Raw genomic sequence first — 18,490 nt, forward strand, 5'->3', positions numbered from 1 at the left:
GTTTAGCGTTCTCCACGTGGCCAAACTGAAGACCAACTACCGATGTTCGGCCTGCAGACACACCGTGGCCAAATGGGTAGGTCGATGCCCGGACTGCGGTAGCTGGGGATCGATGGACGAGGCGCCCGTACTCACCCCCGTTGCAAGCAGGCCGGGCGCGTCCGGTCTCGGCGCCGGCAACACACGCTCGGTGACCACCGCAATGATCCCGACGTCGCCGGCGACGGCCCTCACCCAGGTCAGCAGCAGCACTGCACAGGCCAATTCGACCGGTATCCCGGAGTTCGACCGCGTACTCGGTGGTGGGCTCGTCCCCGGGTCCGTAGTACTCCTCGCGGGCGAGCCTGGGGTGGGCAAGTCGACGCTCCTTCTCGAGGTGGTACATCGCTGGGCCCGTACCGGCGAAGACCGGCGTGCGCTCTATATCACCGGCGAGGAATCCGCTGGTCAGGTTCGGTTGCGGGCAGACCGGACAGGCGCGGTCCACGAACGCGTCTTCCTCGCCGCAGAATCCGATCTTGCGACGGTGTTCGGCCACGTGGAGCAGGTCGCACCGAGTCTGCTGATCGTCGATTCGGTCCAAACGATGCTTGCCGCGGACGTCGACGGAGTCATCGGCGGTGTCACCCAAGTCCGCGCGATCACCAGTGCGCTAACGTCGCTGGCGAAGACGACCGGCGTCGCGGTCCTCCTGATCGGTCACGTCACCAAGGACGGAGCCGTCGCGGGTCCGCGTTCACTCGAGCATCTGGTCGACGTAGTTCTCCATTTCGAAGGCGACAAGCACTCCACTCTCCGCATGATCCGCGGGGTCAAGAATCGCTTCGGTGCTTCCGACGAAGTGGGGTGCTTCGAACTGCGGGATACCGGCATCGAGGGCATCACCGATCCGTCGGGTCTGTTCCTGCATCACCGCACCGACGCGGTACCAGGGACGGCCGTGACGGTCACCATGGACGGTAAGCGTCCGTTGCTCGCCGAAGTGCAGGCACTCGTCGTCGATACACACATGCCTTCCCCGCGTCGAGCCGTGAGCGGCCTCGACCATGCGCGAGTAGCCATGATTCTGGCCGTCCTGGAGCGACGCTGTGGGGTGAAAGTGGCACGGAGCGAGGTCTATGCGGCAACGATCGGCGGAATGCGTACCAGCGAACCTGCTGTGGACCTGGCACTCGCGGTGGCAGTGGCGTCGGCCGTAACGGACCGTCCGATACCTACAGGGCTCGTCATCCTCGGCGAGGTCGGACTGGCGGGAGAAGTCCGTCGGGTGTCGGGGCTTGGTCGACGCTTGGCCGAGGCCGCGCGTCTCGGCTTCACTCACGCCATCACCCCCGAACACGACGACACCGTGCCGAAGGGAATCGAAGTCCGCACCGTCACCAATCTCGGCGAGGCACTCGATTACGCACATATGCGGACGGTTTGATCAACTCCAGTAGCCTCTAGCTGCGAGACTGTGAGACACCACTGTTGTAGAAGTAGTGCCGATGCAGCCGACAAGCCGTTGTGGAAGTAAATGCTGGGACGAGGGGACGAACGTGGACGAGAACGCACGCGATGCCAGTGCATCCCCGGCGCTACGTGAAACCATCGCCCGGTTAGCACCGGGCACAGCCCTGCGCGACGGGCTGGAACGAATACTTCGAGGCCGCACCGGCGGTCTCATAGTCCTCGGCTACGACGACGAGGTCGAGAAGATCTGCGACGGCGGATTCGAACTCGATGTCGAGTTCGCGCCCACCCGGCTGCGTGAACTCTCCAAGATGGACGGCGCCGTCGTCCTGTCCACGGACGGCAAACGAATCGTCCGCTCCAACGTGCAGCTTGTGCCGGATCACAAAATTCCTACAGTCGAATCAGGAACGCGGCACCGCGCCGCCGAACGTACCGCCATGGAGACCGGATACCCGGTCGTCTCGGTCAGCCAGTCGATGAGCATCGTCAGCGTCTACGTCGCCGGAGTTCGACATGTCATCGAAGGCTCGGCAACCATTCTCTCGCGTGCGAACCAGGCCGTAGCCACGCTCGAGCGCTACAAGCAGCGCCTCGACGACAACACCCGTCAGCTCTCGGTCGTGGAGATCGAGGACTTCGTAACCCTGCGTGACGCACTCACGGTCGCTCAGCGTTTGGAGATGGTTCGCCGGGTCTCGGTCGAAATCGAGCAGAACGTCCTCGAACTCGGCACCGACGGCAGGCAGTTGGCGCTGCAGCTCGAGGAACTACTGGGCGACAACGATGTCGACCGTCAACTCGTCGTCCGCGACTACCTCGCCGGTCCGGAGCCGTCGAGTACGGCGGCCGTGGAGAAGGCCTTGGCTGCTCTCGACAAACTGACCGATGTCGATCTACTCGACCTCACGACGCTCGCACGCGCATTCGGCTACCCGGCGACCATCGAAGCGCTCGACACACCGATGAGTCCACGTGGATACCGCGTCCTCACCCGGGTTCCGCGGCTGCAGTTCAGCCAGATCCATCGACTGGTCGGATCATTCGGCACCCTGCAGGGGCTTCTCGCAGCAACAGCGGCAGACCTGCAGTCGGTCGACGGCATCGGCGGACTGTGGGCTCGCCATATTCGTGAGGGGCTTTCACGTCTGGCCGAGTCGTCCATCGCGGGCCCGTTCGACTGACTGGACCCGCACACCGGCCGGCTCAGGTCATGTTGAACGGCTCGGGAGAGCTACGCAGCTCACCGAGTTGAGCGATCACCTTGTACGAGCCGACGCCGACAGGTATCCGCTCCTCACCACAGCCGGGAACCGAATTGGTACCGGACCACTTGACCGTGAACCCAGCCTGCTCGCCGGGCTTGAACGTCCGCAGATCGGATTGCGCGTCGGGGAAGCAATCAGTGTTCGACCAGATCCGCAGATCGTCGAGCGTGTACACGAGGGCCTGTTGCAGACCTGCACCCACGTCGCGCTGGCACTCCGTGGAACTGATGTTGGTGATGACGACGGTGAAGCCGGGCTCTTCGCCGACCTTGTACGACGCTTTGTCCGGCGTCGCCTTGATGGCGAGGCTTTGATCCGAGCACTGGTTGCTCGGGACGGCAGCTGCCCCGGCGGGCTTGGAGGCCGTCGTGGACGCTCCAGTGCTCGCCGAAGTGCCACTTCCGGAACCACCGGAAGCGGAACCACCCGATGCCGATGCACCGGATCCAGCACCCGACTCCTTGGCTGCGGCGGAGGCACTCGGCGTTGCGGCCGGACTCGGAGACGTGACGACACCTGCCGGTTCCGCCTGCGGCGGATCCTCGTTGCCACCACTGAGCGAGGAGATGAACCACACGATCAAACCGAGCACCACGACAGCCGCACCGATGGCGAGTGCGCGACGACGCCAATAGATTTCGGGAGGCAACGGCCCGCTTGGTTCCAACACAGACCAACCGTAGGCGTTACGCAGCTACGATTCCCTGAAGCGCCTGCGGCGTGTCGCCTTGTAGGTCACGAAGAAACCGTCTGATCGACGAACAACCTCAGGGAAGCTCGCCGATATCGCCGATTACTCCGCGCAAGCGAGCGTTCCCTTCGGACAACTGATAGGTCAGGCCGACGATGGCCACTTCCCCGGCGTCTACCTTCTCCGCAATGATCCGCGACCGTTGCATCAACAGATTGCCGGTCTCCTCGACGTGCCGTGCCTCGAAATCGTCGACGTTGGAGTAACCGTCACGGCGGGCGGACAGCACGGACGGGGTGACGCGTTCGACGAGGTCACGAATGTAGCCGCCGGGGATGTCACCGGTGTCCAACGCGTCGAGAGTTGCTTTGACGGCGCCGCACCCATCGTGGCCGAGCACGACGATGAGCGGCACATCGAGAATCGCCACACCGTATTCGATCGAGCCGAGGACGGAGGAATCGATGACGTGGCCTGCGGTTCGGACGACGAACATGTCGCCGAGGCCCTGGTCGAAGATGATCTCGGCGGCGACGCGGGAGTCCGCGCAACCGAAGAGCACGGCGCGTGGGTGCTGCTCGTCGGCGAGACGGGCACGGTCCTCGATACCCTGGCTCGGGTGCAGAGATTCGCCTGCGATGAACCGCTGGTTACCCTCTCGAAGAGATTTCCAGGCAGTTATCGGATTCGTCGAAGGCATGGACATCATTGTGCACCGATCCGGCTGTTACCGGCGAGTCGGATACCGAAGAACTCGAGGAGACAAGCGTGCCGATCAGTCCAGTTGCACTTCTCGGGTGGTTCGACACCGAGGAGCGTGACCTGCCGTGGCGACGTCCGGGTGTCAGCGCTTGGCAGATTCTGATGAGCGAAATCATGCTGCAGCAGACGCCTGTGTCCCGCGTTGCTCCGATCTGGGAAGAGTGGGTCGCACGGTGGCCCGTCCCGTCGAAGATGGCTGCCTCTTCGCAAGCCGACGTCCTGCGAGCATGGGGCAAGTTGGGTTATCCGCGTCGGGCGTTGCGTTTGCATCAGTGCGCGGGAGTTCTGGCCGCCGAGCACGGCGACGCCGTGCCGCAGGACGTCGAGACGCTGCTGTCTTTGCCGGGCATCGGTGCTTACACGGCTCGCGCTGTCGCATGCTTCGCGTACGGCCGTCGAGTTCCCGTCGTCGACACCAATGTTCGACGCGTCGTCGCTCGGGCAGTGCACGGCGCCGCGGAACCGGGTAACCCGTCGACGACACGAGATCTCGCCGACGTCGAGGCGTTGCTTCCCGTGGGGGACGCGCGCGCAGCAAGGTATTCGGCAGCACTGATGGAATTGGGCGCGCTGATCTGCACCGCGAAGAACCCTGCCTGTTTGCTGTGCCCGCTACCCGAGTGCTCGTGGATCGAAGCGGGCCGCCCTGCATACAGCGGACCCGCCAAGAAGGTGCAGAAGTTCGCGGGCACCGACCGGCAGGTCCGCGGGAAACTGATGTCGGTTCTACGTGAAACCGACGGTCCGGTGGATCGGGCCAGGCTGGACGTCGTATGGCTCAGCGACCCCGGGCAACGTGATCGCGCTTTGGACTCCCTACTCGTGGACGGCCTGATCGAGCAGACGGCGACAGGACTTTTCGGGCTGGCCGGTGATGCGGGGTCGCCGACCGGTCTCTGATCGTCGGTGACCCGTGCGTCAGCGCAAGAAGTCGATGAGCACTTCGTTGACCTTCTCTGGACGCTCGAGGTAACCGAAGTGTCCGGTGTCCGGGATCTCCTCGTATCGAGCACCCGGAATCGCCTGCGCGACTTCGCGACTCAGATGGACGGGGATGAGCCTGTCGTCGGCGAATCCCACCACGAGGGTCTTGGCTGCAATCGTGCGATATGCGGTGAGTCGTTCGGATCCGGCGCGCATTTCGAGGCCGATCTGAGCGCGCTTACCCGCCGATCTGGTGCCACCGGAGAACTCCATGACGGCGAGCCAGTCACCGATTACCGCCTCGTCGCGCTGCGTTTTCGGTGCGAAATTGTTCATTGCGGTAATTGCCGCGCGGTAGGTCGCCGGGAGTGTGATGCTCGCGTCGTACAGATCTCTTTCGCCCTGGGCCATGGCCTTCTGCATCGGCGACGAACGGCCGTACGTCGCCATCATCACTGCGTGCGAAACGAGGTCCGGCCGCGCCAACGCCAGCTCTTGGGTGACACGCGAGCCCATCGACGTTCCGACGACACGTGCCGGCGCTGCGCCCACGTGCTCGATCAATGCGGCGGTGTCAGCCACCAGATCGTCGAGCACCATGCCGCCGCCGCACTCGGACGACGGCGCTATCCCCCGGTTGTCGAACGTGAGAACCTGGAAACCCGCCTTCACCAGGGCCGGCACCTGGTGCGTCTGCCACACCCGCCCCGGGCTCCCCGAACCCATCACCAACACGACGAGAGGGCCGGTACCTTTGAGGTCGAAGTTGATATCGATTCCGTTGAGCTTCACCAGGGACATTCGCGTCATGGTAGTTGTCGGAGGAACGCTTCCACAGCTGCGCGGTAGAGCTCGGGCTGCTCGTCGTGCACGAGGTGCGCCGCCTCTGGAATCAGTACGTAGGTCGACTTGGCGTTCCTCTCGTGCATACGACGCATCTGTCCTGGCGGTGTGATTCCGGACGCACCCTCGATCAGCAACGACGGAGCGGCGACGGATTCCCACTCGTTCCAGAAGTGCCTCGTACCCCACTCCTGCGAGATCGCCTCGAACGTCGATACCTCACCGTGCAAATGCCAGCCGTCGTTTCGACGCTCGAATGAATCCAGAAAGTAGTGCCCTGCGACGTCGCCGAAGAACTCCCGTACCGCCGATTCGGTCACGAACGGCTGTGGCCACTGACGAATGAGTGCAGCCCAGTCATCGGCCGTACGCCCGCGGAAGTCCGGTGCAATGTCCTCGACGACCAGCCCTGCCACCAGATCGGGTCTCGCCGCGGCAAGACACCAGCCGTGCAACGAACCCATCGAATGCCCGATGACGACACATTCCCCGAGTTGCTCCGCATGAGCAGTCAGGTCCTCGACGAACGCCTCGGTACCGATCCCGCGCGGATTGGGCCTGCCGTGCCCCGGCGCGTCGTAGGTGTAGACGTGGCCGAACGCACGCAGCCATGGCACCTGGCGTCGCCACGTTCGCGCGCTACCCATCAACCCGTGCAACAGCAAGATCGGTCGCCCGTCCCCACCCTCGTCGTACAGCATCGTCACGACTGTAGCTCTCCGCATGACCGAGTAGCCTCTCGGTCATGGCTGTCGTGAAGATAAATGCAATCGAAGTTCCCAAGGGTGCAGGCGCGGAATTGGAGAAGCGATTCGCGGCCCGCGCCGGCGCTGTGGAAGGTTCGCCAGGTTTCCTCGGATTCCAACTACTGCGCCCGGTCAAGGGTGAAACCCGCTACTTCGTGGTGACCCAATGGGAGACCGAGGAAGCATTCCAGGCCTGGTCGGCGGGCCCAGCCAGGGCAGCGCATTCGGGCGAGCGCGCGAAGCCCGTCGCCTCCGGAGCATCGCTACTCGAATTCGAAGTAGTCCTGGACGTCGCAGCCAAAGCCTGACGCCCCGCCGGGGAGTTGGCCGTCGGCAATCGTTCCGGCGGCCCTGCGACACGGAGTTCGCGTTCGATGCGGGCAATCGACTCCGCCAATTTTTCGGCCGGCACCGGGCGTCCGATATAGAAGCCCTGCGCGCCATCACACCCGAGTGCACGAAGTCGATTCAACGTGTCCCCGTCCTCGACCCCCTCCGACACCACGTTCATTCCGAGACTGCGCGCAAGATCGATCGTCGACCGCACGATCGAGGCATTGATGGGCTGAGAGTTCATCGCCGTCACGAAGGACTTGTCGATCTTCAGAGTCTGAACCGGCAGCGAACGTAAATATGCCAGTGAGCTATATCCGGTCCCATAGTCGTCGATCGCAATGGTCACACCCAGATCGCGTAGCGCGACAAGGGAATCGACCGACCGACGAGTATCGGTCATTGCCGAGGTCTCGGTCACTTCGAATTCCACAGCCGCCGGAGGCAGATCGTGACGCTGGAGTGCCCGATCAACCTGCCCGACGAGCGTGGGGTCGATCAGATTCCGGACCGAAAGATTGATCGCGACCCGAATGTTCGATCCATTGCGGCGCAGCGCGCTGCAGCACGCCAGCGCATCCTCGAGGACGTAGGCGGTGATCGCGGGAAGCATGCCGGTGCGCTCGGCATCGGGAAGAAACGCCGAGGGGGCGATCAGGCCCTCTCGGGGATGCTGCCAACGAATGAGCGCTTCGACGCCGGTCACCGATCCAGATCCGAGATCGAGACAGGGTTGAAAGAAGACCGTGAGCTGGCGTTCGTTCAGCGCTGTCTTCAATTCCCCTAGCAAACGCATCTGCTCGTGGCGATCGCAGTCCATGGAGGGTGCGTACACCGATAGTCGAGTGTGCTCGTGCTTGGCCGACGTCAGGGCCACATGCGCATGTTGCAACAATCCTTGCGGGTCGACACAGGGCTGATCTGCCGACAAGGCCATTCCGACTGTGGCCTCGAGCGCGACGTTGATATCGGTGACGAACATGGTGCGATTCACCGCACGCTGCAAGTGCTCGGCCCACCGAGACGGCGACAGCTCCATCGAGTCTGCGGGGACGGACACGACGAACTGATCGCCACCCAATCTTCCGACGACTGCATCGACGACAGCTGCCGAGACCAACCGGTCCCCTATCTCCCGCAGCACCCGATCGCCGACGGCATAACCGAACGTCTCGTTGACGTGGGCGAACCTGTCGATGTCCACGACCATCACCACAATCCCGGCCTCGCCTGCGGACTGGATCGACCGGTCGAGGAGCTCCACGAGGTGGGTGCGATTTGCAAGCCCGGTAACGGGGTCGGATATGGCCGCATGGGTCAGCGCCGCAGCCTGCCTGCGTAGCACCAGCAGGAAACACGCTATCCGGGCCGCCGCAAGCGCAATGATCACCATCGTGGAGCCGAGCACCACCCATCCCCACTCGGCTGCTGGAAGCCCGCGCGCGAGCTGCACTGCCATCACCGTGGGTGCCATCAGTATCGCCAACCCCAACCCGACCAGTCGGGTGCGATCGAGCACGAAGTGCGACTTCGGACCCCGACGGGGTTTCCATGCACGAGAAGGCGGATACAAGGCCACCGAGCCGGCGAGGACGAAACCAGTGAGCCAGCAGGCCTGGACGAGGGCCGAGCCGCGCACTTCGACGCTGACGGCGACACGCGAAATCCAGGTACCAGCGAAAAAGAACAGAAATGCACAAGCAGCCAGTGCAAACGGCGCCTTCCGTGCCCTTTTCGACAGCAGCAGAATCACCATCAGCGATACGAGAAAGCCGCATGCCCCGGCGTAGACGATGGCCTGCCAGTGATGAATGAAGGACGTCATGTCCAGCGTTGATTCGACCCGCGCCTGTGTGACAACCATCCATGTCGCCAGTGCGACACCGATGGCGACGATCGCTCCCTCGAGGATGTCCTCCACACGGAACGCTCGCGTGTTTCCCACTCTGAACAGAAGTAGCCCGATGATGAGGGCCACATGGCCGCCAACCCAAAAAACGTCTGCCCAGGACATCATCATCGTGTGACTCGGGTTGCCGACGAAATTGCCCAAACCCCACGCGAGCAGGCCTACAACCCACAGCGTCCAGCTGACGCCGTTCACCGACCGATTCATCCGGGCGCCGAAGACGACGAAGGCTAATGCCACCGCCATCAGTACGCCATTGGCGATCGAGCGCGGAAGGCCCGCGGGCAGTAGGAGGTACAACCCCGTGCCCGACAACCCCAGCAGCAGAAACCACGACCAGCGCATTCTTTTCAGAGCGTCCCCTTGTCCACCGACTACAGCCGTGCCCGACACCGAGTAGAAACGGTCCAACAGTGGACATTCGGAGCGAGAACGTCAGCGGATTGGTCAGATTTCACTCTGAGCAGAGTCCGCTGAAAATCAGGATTCGAGTGCAGCATCCAAAGTGATGTCGACCCCGGTCAGCGCTTTGCTCACCGGACAGGTTTCCTTCGCGGCCTGCGCAGCCTTCGCGAAACCGTCGGCGTCGAGACCGTCGACTTCGGCTCGGACGGTCAGCTTGATCCCGGTGAGCTTGAAGCCCGGCGTATCCGGTCCGAGCGAGACCTCCGCAGTCACGTCGAGGATCTGCGGAGTGCCGCCCGCCTCCGCGATCACGGCCGACAGTTGCATCGCATAACAAGCCGAATGCGCTGCAGCGATGAGCTCCTCCGGACTCGTCGTGCCATCGGCGTTTTCAGCCGCGCGCTTGGGGAAGGACACGTCGAACGTCGCAGCACCCGAACTGGTCAACTCGACCTGACCCGACCCCTTCTCCAAGGTTCCGTTCCAGGCCGTGCGTGAAGTGCGTGTAGGCATCGCTTTTCGACTCCTCGTTCGATACAGGCTCGGATGAGCCCGGAGAATCCCAGGCTAACCGGGTTAGTCGATCGGCGTTGCAGATCGACCCGCGTCGATCGAATGATATTGAGCGAGAAGCTTTTTCTCCTCGTCACGACCCGGAAAAGCGAAGAAGACCAGTACAGTACCAGCCAGAACCACGATTATCGCCGCGGCATAAGACATTTGATCGCCGTCGAGAAAAGCTTGTTTGGCTGCACCGATGATTTGATCGGCGTACTGCGGGTAGCTGCTCGCCAAATCGGTTGCCGACGAGAACGACTTGGTGAGAATCGACTGGGTCTCCGCGCTGATGCTGCTCGCATCCGGCGAACTCGAAATCTGCGAGGCCAACGACGCCGCATACCCAGCGGTGAGCAGCGCACCCAATGTCGATTGCATGATTGCTCCGCCAAGATCGCGCTGGAGATCCGCTGTTCCCGAGGCCATGCCGGCGCGAGCGACCGGCACCGAGCCGGTCAACGAACGCGAGGCCGGTGTGCCCGCAAGCCCGACTCCGATGCCGAGCAGCACGTAACTGATCGCCACCACTGCATAGGAGACGTCTTCCTTCCATGTCAGCCAGGCCATCACCAATCCGAGAACGATGAAGAGGTAGCCGAGCAGCAAGGTGAATCGCGACCCCCGGCGCTCCACCAACTTCGCCGACTGCGGAGCCACCAGCACCATCGCAGCAGCCGCGGGTAGCGTCGACGCGCCGGCGGCAAGCGTCGAGTAACCGAGAACGTTCTGCAGAAACTGTTGGCCGACGAAGATGACACCCATCAACGAACCGAACACGATGATCCCGGCCAGAGCCGCAACCCAGAATATCCTCCGCCGTGCGATCTTCAGATCGAACAGCGGGAACGACGTGCGACTCTGCCGGAGGAGAAATACCGCCCCCGCTGCAAGCGCAATCACACCCAGACCGAGGGCGACGGCTCCCATACCGTCCACCGGCGCAAAATTGATGCTGAGCACCAGCGCCGCGATGAACACGACCGAGACGATTCCGCCGAGATTGTCCACCGGATCCGTTGTTTCGTTCACATGCCCAGGTACGAAAGCAGCTGCCAGAACCAGGGCGAGTAACGCCAGCGGCGACGTCACCAGGAAGACCGATCCCCATTCGAACTTCTCCAGCAACGCCCCGGACAACAGTGGTCCCAGCGCCGACATGGCGCCGCCGAGAGCCGACCACAGCGCGATTGCTTTCGTGCGCGAAGCACCAGCCCACAACGCAGTGATCAGTGCCAGGGTCGTCGGGTAGGCCATGCCCGCGGCCACACCACCGAGCAACCTCGCACCGAACAGGATCTCGAAATTGGGAGCGAAACCGGCGATGACACAGGCTGGTATCGACAGCCCCATTCCTAGAACCAACAACAGTTTGCGCCCATAACGGTCCCCGAGAGCACCGAGATAGAGGACCGAACCAGCGAGGCCGAGCGAATACGCGACCGCGATCAGATTGAGCTGCGTCTGACTGGCGTCGAAGTCTCGACCGATTTCCGGCAGGGCGACGTTGGCGACCGCCAAATTCAGGTTCGCGACGGAAGCAACCAGGATGAGGACGAACAGTACCAATCCGGCCCGCGCGGGTGCTGTGTGCCTGTCGGGAGTAGTCACGCACTCAGTAGAACCCAGCGTTGCGTTCTCCGCCTCACCTTCTGAGTGCGAATCCGTCGGTTCCGCCGCCGCTTGAATGTCACATCGAAGCCATCAGATCGTATGAGTGGACCATTCAAGCGATGGGGAACGGTAAACCACCCAGCCCGAGGACGACAAAGCGGGCCGCACCCCTTTCGGAGCACGGCCCGCTGAGCGGAAACTACTGAGCCAAAACTACTGACTAGTCGCTGTCACCGTCGCCGGTGGCCTTGGCCAGGTCGACGGGCAGTTCGTCAGGAACGCTGATCGGCTTCTTCTCGCCGCGGAACGTGAATTTCGCGTCCTCGCCCGAGCCTTCGCCGTCCCAGTTCTCGACGTCGACCAGGATGATCTGGCCGGCTTCGACCTCGCCGAACAGGATCTTCTCCGACAACGCGTCCTCGATCTCGCGCTGAATGGTGCGACGCAGTGGCCGCGCACCCAGTACCGGGTCGAATCCACGCTTGGCCAGCAGGGACTTGGCCTTCTCGGTGACCTCGAGCGACATGTCCTTGTTCTTGAGCGCACCTTCGACTCGGTTGAGCATGAGGTCGACCATCTGGACGATCTCGTCCTTGGTGAGCTGGTGGAACACGACGATGTCGTCGATACGGTTGAGGAACTCGGGGCGGAAGTGCTTCTTCAGCTCGTCGTTGACCTTGAGCTTCATCCGCTCGTAGTTCGATCCGGTGCCTTCACCCGAGGAGAAGCCGAGACCGACTGCCTTCGAGATGTCCGCGGTACCGAGGTTCGAGGTGAAGATCAGCACGGTGTTCTTGAAGTCGACCGTGCGTCCCTGGCCGTCGGTGAGACGGCCATCTTCTAGCACCTGCAGGAGCGTGTTGTAGATCTCCTGGTGTGCCTTCTCGATCTCGTCGAACAGAACGACGGAGAACGGCTTGCGGCGGACCTTCTCGGTGAGCTGACCGCCCTCTTCGTACCCGACGTAGCCGGGAGGAGCACCGAACAACCGCGAAGCGGTGAAGCGATCGTGGAACTCGCCCATGTCGATCTGAATGAGGGCGTCGTCCTCGCCGAACAGGAAGTTCGCGAGTGCCTTCGACAGCTCGGTCTTACCGACACCGGACGGGCCGGCGAAGATGAACGAGCCCGACGGGCGCTTCGGATCTTTCAGGCCCGCACGGGTGCGACGGATTGCCTTCGAGACGGCCTTGACTGCCTCGACCTGGCCGATGATCCGCTTGTGCAGTTCATCCTCCATGCGGAGCAGACGAGTGGTCTCTTCCTCGGTGAGCTTGAACACGGGGATACCGGTCCAGTTTCCGAGGACCTCGGCGATCTCGTTGTCGTCGACCTCGGCGACCACGTCGAGGTCACCGCTACGCCATTGCTTCTCACGCTCGGCGCGCTGGGAGACGAGCTGCTTTTCCTTGTCGCGCAGGTTCGCGGCCTTCTCGAAGTCCTGCGCATCGATCGCGGACTCCTTCTCCCGACGTGCGTCGGCGATCTTGTCGTCGAACTCACGCAGGTCTGGTGGCGCGGTCATCCGACGAATACGCATCCGTGCGCCGGCCTCATCGATGAGGTCGATCGCCTTGTCCGGCAGGAACCGGTCGTTGATGTAGCGGTCGGCCAGTGTGGCTGCCGCGACGAGTGCGCCGTCGGTGATCGAAACGCGGTGGTGAGCCTCGTACCGATCGCGAAGACCCTTCAGGATCTCGATGGTGTGCTCGACGTTCGGCTCGCCGACCTGGACCGGCTGGAAACGACGCTCGAGAGCGGCATCCTTCTCGATGTACTTTCGGTACTCGTCGAGAGTGGTGGCACCGATGGTCTGCAGCTCACCGCGAGCGAGCTTCGGCTTGAGGATCGAAGCCGCATCGATAGCACCCTCGGCCGCACCGGCACCCACCAAAGTGTGCAGTTCGTCGATGAACAGGATGATGTCGCCGCGGGTGTTGATTTCCTTGAGGACCTTCTTGAGGCGCTCTTCGAAGTCACCGCGGTACCGGCTACCGGCAACCAATGACCCGAGGTCGAGGGAGTAGAGCTGCTTGTCCTTGAGAGTCTCGGGGACCTCGCCGTTGACGATCGCCTGCGCCAGGCCCTCGACGACTGCAGTCTTACCGACACCGGGCTCACCGATGAGCACGGGGTTGTTTTTTGTGCGGCGCGACAGCACCTGCATGACGCGCTCGATTTCTTTCGCGCGACCGATGACCGGATCGAGCTTGCCTTCGAGTGCAGCCTGAGTCAGGTTGCGTCCGAACTGGTCGAGAACCAGCGACGTCGACGGCGTACCTGCATCGCCGCGTCCGCTCCCGCTCTCGGACGGCTCCTTGCCTTGGTAACCGGAGAGCAGCTGGATAACCTGCTGACGCACCCGGTTGAGGTCGGCTCCGAGCTTGACCAGTACCTGAGCCGCGACGCCTTCGCCTTCGCGAATCAGACCCAGCAGGATGTGCTCGGTGCCGATGTAGTTGTGGCCGAGCTGCAGTGCTTCACGCAGACTGAGCTCGAGTACTTTCTTGGCGCGCGGGGTGAACGGGATATGACCGGACGGAGCCTGCTGGCCCTGACCGATGATCTCCTCGACCTGGCTGCGGACTCCTTCGAGGGAGATACCCAGCGACTCCAGAGACTTCGCTGCGACGCCCTCACCCTCGTGGATGAGACCGAGCAGGATGTGTTCCGTGCCGATGTAGTTGTGGTTGAGCATCCGGGCTTCTTCTTGAGCCAGGACGACAACACGCCGCGCGCGATCGGTGAACCTCTCGAACATCGCTCTCCCTCACTTCTCGGTGGGTGGTAGCACTCCGCCCACCAGGTCTTCTAGCACCACGGTATTTGGTAAATCGGGTTCGCCGGCATTTGAAGGTAAGTCTCACGCAGATGCCGAAAGGTATCCACGCCTCCAGCCTTACTCTAGTTGGCCGAAGGTTCACTTGCCGACCCTCGACCCCCTCTATAGATCATCTCTGATCTGTAGTGACGGACCTATGTGCCTGCTTACTGTTCATAACGCGCCGTCGGGGCAATTCGTTTCCCCCCGGGTGTCCGCTGTTGGCGAACAATAAACTTTGCTGGCAAGTCAGCCCTGAGACGGCTTCACGATCGGAAACAGAATCGTCTCTCGGATACCTAGTCCTGTCAGCGCCATGAGGAGCCTGTCGATTCCCATGCCCGTGCCCGTGGTCGGAGGCATGCCCTGCTCCATCGCGGCCAGGAAGTCCTCGTCGAGAACCATGGCTTCGTCGTCGCCGGCCGCGGCCTGACGTGCTTGATCTTCGAAACGCTCCCGCTGGATGACCGGGTCGACCAGTTCGGAGTACCCCGTCGCCAATTCGAACCCGCGAATGTAGAGATCCCACTTCTCGGTAACGCCCGGCTTGCTGCGGTGCTGACGAGTCAGCGGAGACGTCTCGACGGGGAAGTCACGAACGAAGGTCGGCGCGAACAAATCGTTACCGATCTGGTTTTCCCACAGCTCTTCGACGAGCTTGCCATGACCGTAGATCGGCTTGCCGTCCTTGAGCGGCACGTCGACCCCGATCTTCTCCGCCAGGGTCAAAAGTTCCTCGACCGTGGTATCGGGCGTCACGACGATTCCGAGCGCATCCGACAAGGACGGGTACATCTCGAGCGTCGTCCACTCCCCGCTCATGTCGTAGGTCGTGCCGTCGGGCAGCAGGATCACCTGAGTGCCGAGCGCAGCCTCGGCAACCTCTTGGATGAGCTCACGAGTCATCTTCGCCGAGTCGTCGTAGGTTCCGTACGCCTCGTAGGTTTCGAGCATCGCGAATTCGGGAGAGTGCGAGGAGTCGGCGCCTTCGTTGCGGAAGTTGCGGTTGATCTCGAAAACCTTCTCGATGCCGCCCACGACGCAACGCTTGAGAAACAGTTCGGGTGCGATACGAAGAAACAGGTCCGTATCGAGTGCATTGGAATGGGTGACGAAGGGGCGAGCGGCAGCTCCGCCATGCAAGGTCTGCAGCATCGGCGTCTCGACTTCGAGAAAGCCCCTTCGCTCCAGTGCGTTGCGTAGTTCACGTACGACGGCGATGCGCTTGCGGGCGACCGCGCGCGCTTCCGGGCGCGTGATCAGATCCAAGTATCGCTGCCGGATACGCGTCTCTTCGTTCAGTTCCTTGTGTGCCACCGGGAGCGGCCGGAGAGCCTTCGACGCGATCTCCCACGAATCGGCCATCGCGCTGAGCTCGCCGCGACGGGAGCTGATGACCTCGCCGTGTACGAAGACGAAGTCACCGAGATCGACGTCCGACTTCCACGCCGCCAGGGCATCCTCACCGACACCCGCGAGGCTGATCATTGCCTGGAGTTGAGTTCCGTCGCCTTCCTGGAGCGTGGCGAAACATAACTTGCCGGTGTTGCGGACGAAAATTACGCGACCGACAACTCCGACGAGCACGCCAGTCTTCGCATCCGCTTCGAGGTTGGAGTACCGGTCACGAATCTCGAGCAACGTGTGCGTCCGCGCCACGGACACGGGGTACGCCTCACGTCCCTGTTCGAGCAACCGGTCCCGCTTGGCGCGACGGATCCGAATCTGTTCCGGAGTGTCGTCGGCGGTGGAGGAAGCTGAATCAGTCACAGGCGCACACTTTATCTGTCGAACCCCACAACAGGAGAATCAGTGCGCACTGACGGCCTTTGCTTCACGGACGGTGTGCTTGGCCTTGGTCAGCACGCCGAGCAACCCGGCCGACTTCAGTGCCTGATACCCGCCGACGAGGTCGGTGGCCTTCGTAAGCCCCAGATCCTGCAACGAGGCCGCAGCGAGGCTGGAGGTGTAACCCTCGGAGCAGATGACGATCCACTCGACATCGTGATCGACTGCGACAGCGAGTCGGGCATCACTCGTCGGATCCAGGCGCCACTCCAGCACGTTGCGCTCGATGGCAAGCGCGCCGGGCAACGTGCCCTCGACGGCACGTTGCGCTTGAGGCCGAATGTCGACGACGACGGCACCACGCGCAATCGCGTCGCGAAGCTCGAAGACGGTGGTGCGCTCGATGCGGCTGCGCGCCTGATCCAACATTTCGACGATCGTCATTTCGATGCACCTTCGGGTTCGTCGGTCAGCTCGGTACGGGTTCTTCGGAGCGAGGAGTGCTCGGTCACTTCGTAGTAGGACATTGCCGTCAGCGGTGGCGAGTACGCGTGAACGCTGAGCGTCGGACCGGGCGCGGTGGTGTCCGGTGCATGCATGACGTCGTGCACCCACCCGAGCGGGAACGATGCTTGATCCCCGGCATCGAGGTGCCGGCTCTTCAGTTCATTTCCAGCCCAACGAGATTCGACGAGGGAGCCACTGAGGACGGTCAAAGCGCCGATCGAACCCGCGTGATCATGAAGCTCGGTGGACTTGTCCGGTACCCAGCTGATGAGCCAGACGTCCAGGTCGTCGTCGGCGTGCAAACGGGCTGACCAGCGTTCTTCGGTCGGCCAGAGACCACCCTCGGGCAGGATGTCGTCGAATCGGCCGTCGAGAACGTCCGAGGCGCCCTGGTCGGTGATGCGCAGTAGGTCATGTGGCCTGAGCCGAGTAGGTAGCGATAGCTGAGGTGCGGAACGGGCGCGGTTGGAAGCAGAGCGCACCGGTGAAGAAATAAAGACAGGTGTGGAAAGCACGGGAAGTACTCCAGAGTCGATGTTCGAACGAGGCAGCGATCAGCCTCGACAACACTCCTGGGGTCCCATGCACGTCATCACGAGAAAGATTGTTACACACGCCGCCCGCAAGCGCTAGCGCACGCGTCGTTTCGCAAGATTGCGCTCGTAGACCAAGCGCAGGCCCTCTAGCGTCAGGTCTGGCTCGTGGTGCTCGATCGCGCTGCTCTCCCCCATGATGAGCGGGGCACTGGCGCCGGTACCGATCACTGCCACGTCCGTCCCGGAGAAGTCGGCGAGTTCACGACGGATGCGACCGATCAATCCGTCGACCAACCCGGCGAATCCGAACACGGCACCGGACTGCATGCATTCGACGGTATTCTTCCCGACCACCGAGCGGGGTCGCATCAGCTCGATCTCCCGCAACGCTGCTGATCTGGAAGACATTGCAGCGGTGGAGATTTCCAAACCAGGCGCAATAGCCCCGCCGAGGAATTCGCCTTTGGCGGAGACGACGTCGACACAGGTCGTGGTGCCGAAGTCGACGACGATGCAGGCGCTACCGTACAAATCGTGCGCCGCAAGGGTGTTGACGATCCGATCGGCGCCGACCTCCTTGGGGTTATCGACCAACAGCGGAACACCCGTTCGCACACCAGGTTCGACGACCACGTGCGGAATATGCTCCCAGTAGCGGGTCAACATCGTCCGCATTTCTCGCAGCACCGAAGGCACCGTCGACAGGGCGCTCACACCGGTGATCTGATCGACGTCGTCGCCGAGAAGGCCGCGGAGCATCAATGCCAGCTCGTCCGCCGTTATTCGCGAATCCGTTCGCATCCGCCAATCACGCAACAACTTTGCGTGATCACCACTGCCACTGAAGAGGCCGAGTGTCATCGATGTGTTGCGAATGTCGATCGCAAGCAGCATTTTTACACCAGTACGGAATCGGCACGGAGCGTGCGAGGTGTGATCAGGCCCGAACCCTCGGGTGCATATGCAGGGTCACTACCGAGTTCGACGGGATTGTTCTTCTCGTCGACGAACACCACGCGGGGTGCGTAGTCCTTGCATTCCTGCTCGTTCATCACGCCGTAGGCAATGAGAATGACCAGATCACCAGGATCGACCAGATGTGCTGCGGCACCGTTGATACCGATCACCCCACTGCCACGCTCGCCGGTGATGACATAGGTCTCCAACCGTGCGCCGTTGTCGATGTCGACGATGGTCACCTGCTCACCTTCGAGCAGATCGGCCGCCTCCATCAGGTCCTGGTCCACGGTCACCGAACCTACGTAGTGCAGGTCCGCGTGGGTTACGGTCGCGCGATGAATCTTGGACTTCATCATTGTGCGAAACATGTTCTATC

The 18,490-nt window shown here is 62.4% G+C and carries 16 protein-coding genes and 1 pseudogene; 4 read left to right on the forward strand and 13 right to left on the reverse strand.

Annotation, left to right across the window (positions count from 1 at the left end):
- Positions 1-16 precede the first annotated feature (16 nt).
- Together radA and disA are read left to right on the forward strand one after the other, a co-directional pair.
- On the forward strand, positions 17-1,426 hold the full coding sequence (radA, locus tag QMK32_RS02980; protein WP_283472879.1) for a DNA repair protein RadA: 1,410 nt from the start codon (positions 17-19) through the stop codon (positions 1,424-1,426).
- A 112-nt stretch (positions 1,427-1,538) separates the two neighbouring features.
- Positions 1,539-2,636 (forward strand): DNA integrity scanning diadenylate cyclase DisA, encoded by a 1,098-nt coding sequence (gene disA / locus QMK32_RS02985; RefSeq protein WP_269302583.1) that lies wholly within the window; start codon positions 1,539-1,541, stop codon positions 2,634-2,636.
- Positions 2,637-2,658: 22 nt separating this feature from the next.
- Here the strand turns inward: disA and QMK32_RS02990 are convergent, their stop codons facing one another.
- Together QMK32_RS02990 and QMK32_RS02995 are read right to left on the reverse strand one after the other, a co-directional pair.
- A complete protein-coding gene (locus tag QMK32_RS02990; RefSeq protein ID WP_283472881.1) occupies positions 2,659-3,390 on the reverse strand; it encodes a hypothetical protein in 732 nt (243 codons plus the stop codon).
- Between the two features lie 97 nt (positions 3,391-3,487).
- Positions 3,488-4,111 carry a carbonic anhydrase gene (locus tag QMK32_RS02995; RefSeq protein ID WP_084345881.1) on the reverse strand — a complete coding sequence of 208 codons (624 nt, stop codon included), beginning with the start codon at positions 4,109-4,111 and terminating at the stop codon, positions 3,488-3,490.
- A gap of 68 nt (positions 4,112-4,179) precedes the next feature.
- On the opposite strand from QMK32_RS02995, the gene QMK32_RS03000 reads away from it, so the two are divergent.
- Positions 4,180-5,073, forward strand: coding sequence for an HhH-GPD family protein (locus QMK32_RS03000; protein WP_283472885.1), 894 nt, complete (start codon positions 4,180-4,182; stop codon positions 5,071-5,073).
- 18 nt (positions 5,074-5,091) lie between these two features.
- Here the strand turns inward: QMK32_RS03000 and QMK32_RS03005 are convergent, their stop codons facing one another.
- Together QMK32_RS03005 and QMK32_RS03010 are read right to left on the reverse strand one after the other, a co-directional pair.
- Entirely contained in the window at positions 5,092-5,907 is an 816-nt protein-coding gene (locus QMK32_RS03005; RefSeq protein ID WP_502943512.1) for an alpha/beta fold hydrolase, read from the reverse strand.
- Entirely contained in the window at positions 5,904-6,641 is a 738-nt protein-coding gene (locus QMK32_RS03010; protein ID WP_283473170.1) for an alpha/beta fold hydrolase, read from the reverse strand. Before QMK32_RS03010 ends, QMK32_RS03005 begins: the two co-directional genes overlap by 4 nt.
- 44 nt (positions 6,642-6,685) lie before the next feature.
- On the opposite strand from QMK32_RS03010, the gene mhuD reads away from it, so the two are divergent.
- Entirely contained in the window at positions 6,686-6,994 is a 309-nt protein-coding gene (mhuD, locus tag QMK32_RS03015; RefSeq protein WP_283472887.1) for a mycobilin-forming heme oxygenase MhuD, read from the forward strand.
- A gap of 116 nt (positions 6,995-7,110) precedes the next feature.
- On the opposite strand, the pseudogene QMK32_RS25235 reads toward mhuD, so the two are convergent.
- From QMK32_RS25235 to panD, 9 genes and pseudogenes are all read right to left on the reverse strand, one after another.
- Positions 7,111-9,273, reverse strand: a pseudogene (locus tag QMK32_RS25235) (putative bifunctional diguanylate cyclase/phosphodiesterase); the annotation flags it as partial.
- 135 nt (positions 9,274-9,408) lie between these two features.
- Positions 9,409-9,846: an OsmC family peroxiredoxin gene (locus QMK32_RS03025; protein WP_269302571.1), complete on the reverse strand. Its 438-nt coding sequence runs from the start codon at positions 9,844-9,846 to the stop codon at positions 9,409-9,411.
- Between the two features lie 63 nt (positions 9,847-9,909).
- Positions 9,910-11,499 carry an MFS transporter gene (locus QMK32_RS03030; protein ID WP_283472890.1) on the reverse strand — a complete coding sequence of 530 codons (1,590 nt, stop codon included), beginning with the start codon at positions 11,497-11,499 and terminating at the stop codon, positions 9,910-9,912.
- A gap of 223 nt (positions 11,500-11,722) precedes the next feature.
- Complete coding sequence (locus QMK32_RS03035) at positions 11,723-14,263, reverse strand: ATP-dependent Clp protease ATP-binding subunit (protein WP_283472892.1); 2,541 nt, start codon at positions 14,261-14,263, stop codon at positions 11,723-11,725.
- Between the two features lie 309 nt (positions 14,264-14,572).
- Positions 14,573-16,093, reverse strand: a complete 1,521-nt coding sequence (gene lysS / locus QMK32_RS03040) for a lysine--tRNA ligase (RefSeq protein WP_283472894.1) — start codon at positions 16,091-16,093, stop codon at positions 14,573-14,575.
- A 39-nt stretch (positions 16,094-16,132) separates the two neighbouring features.
- Positions 16,133-16,555 (reverse strand): rhodanese-like domain-containing protein, encoded by a 423-nt coding sequence (locus tag QMK32_RS03045; RefSeq protein ID WP_084345520.1) that lies wholly within the window; start codon positions 16,553-16,555, stop codon positions 16,133-16,135.
- Positions 16,552-17,100, reverse strand: coding sequence for a cysteine dioxygenase (locus tag QMK32_RS03050; protein ID WP_283472895.1), 549 nt, complete (start codon positions 17,098-17,100; stop codon positions 16,552-16,554). Before QMK32_RS03050 ends, QMK32_RS03045 begins: the two co-directional genes overlap by 4 nt.
- 147 nt (positions 17,101-17,247) lie before the next feature.
- A complete protein-coding gene (locus QMK32_RS03055; protein ID WP_269302564.1) occupies positions 17,248-18,048 on the reverse strand; it encodes a type III pantothenate kinase in 801 nt (266 codons plus the stop codon).
- Between the two features lie 2 nt (positions 18,049-18,050).
- Complete coding sequence (panD, locus tag QMK32_RS03060) at positions 18,051-18,482, reverse strand: aspartate 1-decarboxylase (protein WP_269302562.1); 432 nt, start codon at positions 18,480-18,482, stop codon at positions 18,051-18,053.
- Positions 18,483-18,490 lie beyond the last annotated feature (8 nt).

Origin of the sequence: Rhodococcus sp. H29-C3, assembly GCF_030063405.1 — a bacterium.
GTDB lineage: Bacteria > Actinomycetota > Actinomycetes > Mycobacteriales > Mycobacteriaceae > Rhodococcoides.

Excerpts from the sequence above, each read along its gene's own strand:
- QMK32_RS03055 (WP_269302564.1), bottom strand. The coding sequence starts at position 18,048 with ATGCTGCTTGCGATCGACATTCGCAACACATCGATGACACTCGGCCTC.
- mhuD (WP_283472887.1), top strand. The coding sequence starts at position 6,686 with ATGGCTGTCGTGAAGATAAATGCAATCGAAGTTCCCAAGGGTGCAGGC.
- QMK32_RS03010 (WP_283473170.1), bottom strand. The coding sequence starts at position 6,641 with ATGCTGTACGACGAGGGTGGGGACGGGCGACCGATCTTGCTGTTGCAC.
- QMK32_RS02995 (WP_084345881.1), bottom strand. The coding sequence starts at position 4,111 with ATGCCTTCGACGAATCCGATAACTGCCTGGAAATCTCTTCGAGAGGGT.
- QMK32_RS03045 (WP_084345520.1), bottom strand. The coding sequence starts at position 16,555 with ATGACGATCGTCGAAATGTTGGATCAGGCGCGCAGCCGCATCGAGCGC.
- panD (WP_269302562.1), bottom strand. The coding sequence starts at position 18,482 with ATGTTTCGCACAATGATGAAGTCCAAGATTCATCGCGCGACCGTAACC.
- QMK32_RS03035 (WP_283472892.1), bottom strand. The coding sequence starts at position 14,263 with ATGTTCGAGAGGTTCACCGATCGCGCGCGGCGTGTTGTCGTCCTGGCT.
- QMK32_RS03025 (WP_269302571.1), bottom strand. The coding sequence starts at position 9,846 with ATGCCTACACGCACTTCACGCACGGCCTGGAACGGAACCTTGGAGAAG.
- QMK32_RS03005 (WP_502943512.1), bottom strand. The coding sequence starts at position 5,907 with ATGACGCGAATGTCCCTGGTGAAGCTCAACGGAATCGATATCAACTTC.